The organism is Microvirga sp. KLBC 81 (assembly GCF_003075415.1).
Taxonomy (GTDB): domain Bacteria; phylum Pseudomonadota; class Alphaproteobacteria; order Rhizobiales; family Beijerinckiaceae; genus Microvirga.
The window spans coordinates 1-1,979 of record NZ_QDAH01000214.1; the positions used below are offsets into that span (position 1 = coordinate 1).

Sequence of the window (1,979 nt, forward strand, 5' to 3'; positions counted from 1 at the left end):
GGATCTATCTCGCGATGAGCCGCCTCATGACCAAAAGATTAGCCCATGCAGCAGCTTAATCTCCAGACACCCTCTAGTCTCGCCGGATCTCAATTGTCTTAGGACAGGTGTCGGCGAAGCGGATCCATTTCGCTGCAAAAAACTGCGGTTGAACCAAGAAGAGAGCTGATTTCGCGCAAGTGGAATAAGCTCTACAGCATCGGACGGGAAATAGGACTCTTCGGCTTCTGCGCGAGCAGGAGTTGTGATTCACTCTCTCGAATGGGAGGTGGATCATGGGCCACTGCTCTTCTCTCGATCTTCGGGTGCGGGTCGCAGCCTTTGTCGAGGCGGGCCATTCCTGCCGGGCAGCCGCCCAGCGCTTCGGCGTCAGCGACAGTTTCGCCATCAAGCTGGTGCGGCGAACGCGTGAGCTCGGCTCACCGACACCGGACCGCCAGGGCCGCCCGCCGGGGCGCGGCAAGCTGGTGGCTTATGAGACCTTCCTGATCCAGACGGTCGAGGCGAGGCCCGCCATCACCATGCCCGAACTGGCCGCTTGGCTCCTCGAGGAGCATGGAATCGTTGCCGCCCCCGCGATGCTCTCGCGTTTCCTGTGCCGGCGCGGCTTCACGTATAAAAACACCAGATGGCCGCGGAGTGCGCACGCGCCGATGTGCGGGGATGAGCGCCGCGTCTGGACCTGTCAGCGTCAGGCGCGCATGCGCGAGCAGCCGCACCGCTTGATCTTTCTCGACGAGACCTACGTCAACACCAAGATGACGCGCCTGCGCGGGCGCTCCCGCAGGGGCCAGCGGCTGCGCATGAGCGCACCCTTTGGCCATTGGAAGACCCACACCTTTCTGGCCGGGCTGCGGTGCAACGAGTTGAGCGCCCCGTGGATCATCGATGGTCCGATCACCCGCGAGGCGTTTGAGACGTACATCGAGACCCAGCTCGCCCCGACCCTGCGCAAAGGTGACGTGGTGATCCTCGACACTCTGGCCGTTCACAAGAGTGAAAAGGCTGCCCAATATCTGAAGAGACAAGGCGCCTGGTTCCTGTTTCTGCCGGCTTATTCGCCCGATCTCAATCCGATTGAGCAGGCCTTCGCCAAGATCAAAGCGCACCTGCGCAAGGCCGAAGCCCGAACGTTCGACGCGCTCTGGCGCGCCCTCGGCGACATCTGCAACCTGTTCGAGCCGCACGAATGCTGGAACGACCTCAAGGCCGCAGGATATGCGGCCGTTTAACCGTCCGAGGCTCTAGATGCCAGCCTGACAAGACTTTTCGGCGTGCCGCCTCAGACTAGAGCATCGTGCGGAACCGGAGGTCCGCGTCAGCGAAAAGTGGATCCGGTTTTCCGCACCCAACGATGCTCTCATTCAAGGAGAAAGCATCGGATGGGTCCCAAAAGTGCAAATCCACTTCTGGGTCCGAGGCTGTAGAGGCTGTTATGAATTGTACCCGTCGTAAGTGTCTGAAATTGCTTGCGGCCCGTTCAAGTGTCCGTTTCATTCCAGGCGAAGCTAAAACCGAATGACGACATGAGACGCCTGTATGCCTGTCCTTGCAAGTAGACGCTCCCATCACGGATGTATCGGAAAATAAAACTTCCGTATCTCCATGCCGTTCGGTTCATAACAGCCTCTAGGTTCCCGACCATATCGGCCGACCGGGACATCGAATAAGCGATGTCCCGATCGGCCTTCTGAGCAGTGTGAGATCATGCGCTTATCGCCTGACCTTTCGTTACTTTCCATGTCTGTCTCGGCTTGCCTGTGTGCTCCCCGACTTGGGAGTTCGCCAGCCAGGGGCACCGACACCGAGATACCGGAAACCGTGTCGGACGGCCTCATCCAGGTTGTAGATATTCCGCATATCGACAAGAACCGGTTGGCTCATCTCTTTACGGATTCGTCCGAGGTCGAGTGCCCGGAACATATCCCATTCGGTGACGATCACCAGCGCATCGGCTCCCTGAGCGCAGCCATAGGCGT

At 59.4% G+C, this 1,979-nt stretch carries 2 protein-coding genes; one reads left to right on the top strand and one right to left on the bottom strand.

Annotation, left to right across the window (positions count from 1 at the left end; all coding sequences use genetic code 11):
• Positions 1-275: 275 nt before the first annotated feature.
• Positions 276-1,232: an IS630 family transposase gene (locus DC522_RS33275; RefSeq protein ID WP_116532667.1), complete on the top strand. Its 957-nt coding sequence runs from the start codon at positions 276-278 to the stop codon at positions 1,230-1,232.
• Positions 1,233-1,731: 499 nt separating this feature from the next.
• Here DC522_RS33275 and DC522_RS33280 read toward each other — a convergent pair.
• Positions 1,732-1,979: UDP binding domain-containing protein (locus tag DC522_RS33280; protein WP_245444756.1), on the bottom strand; the 248-nt coding region annotated here is incomplete at its 5' end.